Origin of the sequence: Psychrilyobacter sp. (genome assembly GCF_049671765.1) — a bacterium.
GTDB lineage: Bacteria > Fusobacteriota > Fusobacteriia > Fusobacteriales > Fusobacteriaceae > Psychrilyobacter.
Window position 1 is genome coordinate 1 of the sequence record NZ_JBATVM010000316.1, and the last position, 5,913, is coordinate 5,913.

Here is a 5,913-nt window from a genome sequence, read left to right on the forward strand (position 1 = left end):
CCCTTAGAGTATACTACATAAATAAAAAAATAGTACCCTTAACTTTCACTCCTCTATGTGGTAAAACTCCTACAGGAGTTGTTTTTTATGACACAATACAAAAAATACTTAGAAGACAGCTATACCAAAGCTACTATTGATATCTATTTCAAGGATATAACTATATTTAATAATTTTTTAAAAGGTAGAGAAATAAATAGATCTATTATAGATGAATTCAAAATATACTTGATGGAAAAAAAGAAAAGTATCTATTGGATACAAAAATAAAAACACACTAATTTCAGAGTAAAATAAGGCCACTCACGCTACCTTTAAGGCTATTTCTAACCCCCTTAAGGCCACTCAGTGGCCTTAACTGTTTTCTCCCCTTCAACCCCAATGTTTTCAAAGGATTCAAGGCTTTCTTATTTGCTATATTTCAACTGTAGAGGTGCAATGTGTAGAGGGATGTTTTAGGAGAGCTTAGGAGAAAAGTGAGGAGTTTTTTTGTTATATTTAATAATAAAAGTCTACCAAAATTATGGCAGACTTTTTTTCTTGGACATTTAAAATAAAATTGTAGAGGAGTCCTATAGCATGCGTGGCTCCTTATCCCTAACTAAAAATTTTCAATAATTTAGAGGATTCAAGCACTGTAGTAAGTGCTGTTTTTAACCTCTAAGTTTTTATAGCAAAACTTTTGCTATTTTTCACTCAATTCATTTTCTATCTCCTCTATACTAGGTAGGGAAGATTTGAATTCTTTGGGTAAGTTTTGCGTTAATTGGTATTCACTAATCCCCATAGGTTTATTTATGTCTTTTAAAGCGTATTCAACAACCATATCATTTTTAGACTTACAGATTAATATACCAATTGTAGGTTTATCTATATCTTTAGTCGCAACCAAATCATCTACTACTGAGACATAAAAATTTAATTTTCCTGCATACTCTGGTTTGAATTCTCCTGTTTTTAATTCTACAACTACATATGAATGTAATTTTACATGATAGAATAATAAATCTATATAGAAATCATCACCATTTACTGTTAATTTATATTGTCTCCCTACATAAGAAAAGCCAGATCCTAGTTCTAATAAAAATTTGGTTATATTTTCAACTAAAGAATCCTCTAACTCTTTCTCGTTGTAATCCTTTGTAAGAGTCAAGAAATCAAAACAATAGGGATCTTTTAATGTTTGTATAGCTAAATCAGAATGGATATCAGGAAGTTTTTCTTTAAAATTAGTTATCGCAACACCTTGTCTGGCATATAGATTGTATTCAATTTGATTCATCAAAACATTTCTAGACCAATTATTTTCTATTATTCCGTTTATGTAAAAAATAGCTTCTTCTATATCTTTAATTTTTTGAATAATCAGTATATTATGACCCCAAGGAATTTGAAATATTTTTTCTATTTTAAATTGCGAAACAACTTGTTTCGTAATTTCATTTTTGAATATCCAATATTTATACCACTTTCTCATATGTTCTAAATTCCTTATAGAAAATCCTTTGATATTTGGGAATTCTTTTTGTAAGTCCTTACTAACTTCTTTTATAAATCCATCTCCCCATGAAGATAATTTCTGTCTTTCAACTATTAATTGTGCAATATTCCAGTAAAGTTTCAGCAATTCTTTATTTACTGAAATAGAAGCTTTTATTTGAGATGTTTGAATATGAGTTTTTATCTCTTGGATAACCTTTTTATATTCATCTTTTTGAATTATTTCTTTATTCATATAATCCCTCCACTTTGTTACAGTATTACTTATTTTCTAATTATATCATATACTCTAATTTCTTAATTTTATAAATAGTAAAATTATAAAAAGTCTTTACTCTAATCAAAAGAAAAACTCCCGATTTGGAAGTTTTTTTAATACCTTCTAAGATCTAGAAACAATCTTTTTCTATATACTGAGATTAAATAGAGAATTTTTTATTTTAGTAAGTGCCGTTCTTAACTTCTAAGTTAATATATCATTAACATTTAATTTTTTATTATACTTTTTTTAGTAATTCTTCAAATCCTAATATAACGTTTCCATAAAAAGGATTAGGAGATTTTACTATAAGATCTGAAGTAGAAATCCCTTGAAATACAAATGATACATCTGAATAATTAGCTATTGTATTTTTTTTTTTTCCTGTAAAACTTATGACTTTGTAACGACCATTTGAATTTTCTAATAAATTTAAACAGTCCTGACATTCACCTGTGTTGGATATTAAGATCATGGTGTCATATTCCTTACCAATAGTTTCTAAAAATAGATTAAAATCTATACAGTCTATAAAATGAGAGTTTATACCCAAAGTAAATAACCTTTTTTGAATATACTTTCCAATTATAGCTGAGAAATCTTTTCCATAGATAACTATTTTATTTGTAGTTAAATATTTGATATATGTATCGATATCCTTTTCATCTAATATATTTAAGGTGTTCGATACACCAAAAGATTTGTTTCTATCCTTATCTTTTTCATTTTTTATGGAGTGAACCATATCAGTAAAACCATCATAACCTAATTTTTTAGAAATCCTAAAAATAGAAGAACTGGAAACAAATAATCTTTTAGATAATTTAGATATCCCATTTTGAATAGCTTCATTGGGGTTTTCTTGTATAAATTTTATTACTTTTCTTTCGTTTTCATTGAATTTAGTCATAATATTTTCCTTTTTTTGAAATATTTTTCATACTTATAAATCATGGTATAGAAGTTTAAAAATATAAAGTCAATTTAAATATATAATTATCATTTGTTTCATATATTTTAGAATAACATTTTATCGAACTAAAATCAAACATATAAACACAAAATTAAACGGTAATTGTAAAATAAAATAATAAATACGACAGTAAATATATATAAATTTAACAGTTATGATAGTTCTTAAACATTCCATTTTAAGTAACTTTATTGGCGTTTTGTTATATAAATTTTATTATTTTTCTTAAATTCAGCTATAATATTTTCCTTTTTTTGAAATATTTTTCACGTGTAAATTCTATCATTAAAGTTCAAAAATATAGTAATAACTTGAATAAATGATTGCCATTTATTTAATATATTTAATACTGGGATTTTATTGAGCTATAATTAAACATATGGAAGCAAAACAAAACAATGGAGGTAAGAATGAAGGGAAGATATGATAGTAATGAAATAGAAGATCAAAGACTCTGGCAATTAATTAATAAAAAAAACCTTAATAAAACTAAGAGTTTTGGATTTTTAGGATTTAAGTGTGATGAAGGTGTCAAAAGAAATTTAGGGAGATTAGGAACTTTCGAAGGTCCTAATGCAATTAGAACTGCGATGGCTTCAATGCCGATTCATAGCTTAGATTTGGAAATTAAAGATTACGGAGATGTTGAGGTTGTTTCTACTAATTTAGAAGAGTGTCAAAATGTATATTCTGGGGTAGTTACTCGTATAATTAATGATGGGATTATACCTATCGGTCTAGGTGGTGGACATTCAATAGCATATGGAACTTATACAGGAATAAAAAATAGTGATAAATACAAAAATAAAAAGATAGGAATCATAAATTTTGATGCACATTTAGATATGAGACCTTATGATCAATATCCAACTTCAGGAACTTCATTTAAACAGATAGGAGACTGCGAAGAAGACTATAGGTATATGATTATAGGCTATCAAAAAATTGGTAATACTATAAGATTACTTAATACTTGTAAAGAATTAGGAGGCGAAATTATAAGTGCTGAAGATGTAGAATTTAATTCTATGAAAGAAATAAACAATAAAATCATAAAATTTATAAATTCTGTAGATTATATATATGTAACGCTTTGTATGGATGTTTTTGATATAGCCGACGCTATGGGAGTATCTGCCCCATCAGCAGTAGGTTTAAATAAAGCAAAAGGAATAAAATTATTTGAAAATATATTAGATACAGGAAAAGTAGTTGCTGTAGATTTTGCTGAGGTAAACCCTGAGCTTGATATAGATAATAGAACTGGAAGGTTGGTTGCGTATATTATTAATAAGATAATAGATTAAAAGGGGGAAAGTATGAACTTTAGTATTAATGATTTAGGATTTTTAATGTCGTTCGATATGATAGCCACACTTGCTATGGGTTTAGTATCATTATTTTTAGGGTTACAAATTAAGAAAAAGGTCGAATGGTTTTCTAAGTTTGGAGTTCCTGCACCTGTAATTGGTGGTTTAATATTTGCAATTGCACATTTGATATTAAGACAAACTGGAATAGGAAGTATAGCTTATACAACTACATTGCAAACTCCATTTATGGTTGTATTTTTTACAACAATAGGATTAGGTTCTTCAATATCAGGGTTGAAAAAAGGAGGTAAACTTTTATTAATCTTTTGGGCTTTAAGCGGAGTAATGACTTTTATGCAAACAGTAATAGGAGTTAGTATTGCAAAACTTACACATATAAATCCTTTATTTGGTGTATTAGGCGGATCTGTATCGATGTCAGGGGGTCATGGTTCAGCAGGTGCATTTGGTCAAACAGTCGAAGCTATGGGAGTAACTGGCGCTTCAACTATGGCGCTTTCATCTGCAACCTTTGGATTATTAGCGGGAGGTTTGTTGGGTGCACCACTAGCTTTTAGTTTAATTAAAAAATATAATCTCAAACCTAAATTTATAAAAACAAAAGATGAAGTTGGAATAAAAAATGATACTGTGGAAAGAAAAATTACTTCTGATTCTTTATTAAAGCATATTGGGATGATAGCAATAATAATGACTCTTGGTATGTTTGGTAGTTTTTTATTAAAATCAAATTTTAATTTGGCACTACCTTCTTATGTTGGAGCTATGTTTGCAGCAATTATATTTAATAATTTAAATAATAAATTTAAATGGATGGATATGGATAGAAATTTAATAGATATTTTAGGACATACATCTTTAAATATCTTTTTATCAATGGCTTTAATCTCGTTAAAATTATGGGAATTAGCAGATTTAGCTTTACCGATGATATTAATGTTGTTTACTCAAGTTTTATTTATGTTTCTATATACTAGATTTATCGTATTTAGATTACTAGGAAAAGATTATGATTCGGCTGTTATGGTGAGTGGAATGTGCGGTTCTGGTCTAGGAGCTACTACAAATGCAATGCTTAATATGGGAGAAGTGAGTGAAAAATATGGCTATACAGTTAATCCATATTTAGTAGTCCCACTTACAGGAGCATTCTTAATTGATATGGTTCAAATGCCTGTAATAATAACTGCTATAAATTTATTTAAATAGAGGTGTTTTATGCAAACTATAGTAAATTATGAAACCCTTAAGTCTAAAAAATGGAATGGTGGAAAGACGAAAGAATATTTCAAAGATAAAGATGATTTTGGAATAAGAATTTCATCTGCTACAATTGACCAAGGAGTATCTGAATTTTCAGATTTTACAGGATATAAAAGAATGTTATCAATTTTAAAAAATAGTGTAGAATTAAATATAAATGGGATATTTAAAACTATGAATAAAGATTCAGTTATTCAATTTGAAGGTTCAGATAAAGTTCTATCAAAATGTGATAATGAAATAATTGACTTTAATGTTATTTGGAAAGAAAAAGATTTCATTGTTAAAATGAATCGAATGGAAAGAGATGAAAAAATAATAATAGATAATAATATTTTTATAATTAGCTTAGTACATAACAATGCTATTATGATAAATAATAGTAAAATATTTTTAAATAAATATGATGGATATATCAATACCGAAAATGATTTGAAGAGAATACAACCAAGCAATAAATGTTTAGTCGTTAATTTTATAAAAAAGAAAGATTCAATTAATTAAGTATTTTTATTAAGGAAGGAGGAGTAATTAAAAATTATTGCACTTTTTTCATATAAATTAATTCTATTACAATATAT

The 5,913-nt window shown here is 27.1% G+C and carries 6 protein-coding genes; 4 read left to right on the forward strand and 2 right to left on the reverse strand.

The genetic code is table 11. The features are described 5' to 3' along the window. Positions 1-87 precede the first annotated feature (87 nt). Complete coding sequence (locus tag WBG30_RS14535) at positions 88-270, forward strand: hypothetical protein (RefSeq protein WP_424505371.1); 183 nt, start codon at positions 88-90, stop codon at positions 268-270. Between the two features lie 415 nt (positions 271-685). On the opposite strand, the gene WBG30_RS14540 is transcribed toward WBG30_RS14535, so the two are convergent. Continuing rightward, positions 686-1,738: a PDDEXK nuclease domain-containing protein gene (locus tag WBG30_RS14540; protein ID WP_424505372.1), complete on the reverse strand. Its 1,053-nt coding sequence runs from the start codon at positions 1,736-1,738 to the stop codon at positions 686-688. A 262-nt stretch (positions 1,739-2,000) separates the two neighbouring features. After that, a complete protein-coding gene (locus WBG30_RS14545) occupies positions 2,001-2,672 on the reverse strand; it encodes a MurR/RpiR family transcriptional regulator (protein ID WP_424505373.1) in 672 nt (223 codons plus the stop codon). A gap of 473 nt (positions 2,673-3,145) precedes the next feature. Here WBG30_RS14545 and hutG point away from each other — a divergent pair, with 473 nt between their 5' ends. From hutG to WBG30_RS14560, 3 genes are read left to right on the forward strand one after another with little or no spacing between them, the layout of a single operon-like run. Beyond that, entirely contained in the window at positions 3,146-4,042 is an 897-nt protein-coding gene (hutG, locus tag WBG30_RS14550; RefSeq protein ID WP_424505374.1) for a formimidoylglutamase, read from the forward strand. A 12-nt stretch (positions 4,043-4,054) separates the two neighbouring features. Continuing rightward, entirely contained in the window at positions 4,055-5,278 is a 1,224-nt protein-coding gene (gltS, locus tag WBG30_RS14555; RefSeq protein WP_424505375.1) for a sodium/glutamate symporter, read from the forward strand. Between the two features lie 9 nt (positions 5,279-5,287). Beyond that, on the forward strand, positions 5,288-5,836 hold the full coding sequence (locus tag WBG30_RS14560; RefSeq protein WP_424505376.1) for a HutD family protein: 549 nt from the start codon (positions 5,288-5,290) through the stop codon (positions 5,834-5,836). The last annotated feature ends 77 nt before the right edge of the window (positions 5,837-5,913 follow it).

Excerpts from the sequence above, each read along its gene's own strand:
- WBG30_RS14540 (WP_424505372.1), bottom strand. The coding sequence starts at position 1,738 with ATGAATAAAGAAATAATTCAAAAAGATGAATATAAAAAGGTTATCCAA.
- hutG (WP_424505374.1), top strand. The coding sequence starts at position 3,146 with ATGAAGGGAAGATATGATAGTAATGAAATAGAAGATCAAAGACTCTGG.
- gltS (WP_424505375.1), top strand. The coding sequence starts at position 4,055 with ATGAACTTTAGTATTAATGATTTAGGATTTTTAATGTCGTTCGATATG.
- WBG30_RS14535 (WP_424505371.1), top strand. The coding sequence starts at position 88 with ATGACACAATACAAAAAATACTTAGAAGACAGCTATACCAAAGCTACT.
- WBG30_RS14560 (WP_424505376.1), top strand. The coding sequence starts at position 5,288 with ATGCAAACTATAGTAAATTATGAAACCCTTAAGTCTAAAAAATGGAAT.
- WBG30_RS14545 (WP_424505373.1), bottom strand. The coding sequence starts at position 2,672 with ATGACTAAATTCAATGAAAACGAAAGAAAAGTAATAAAATTTATACAA.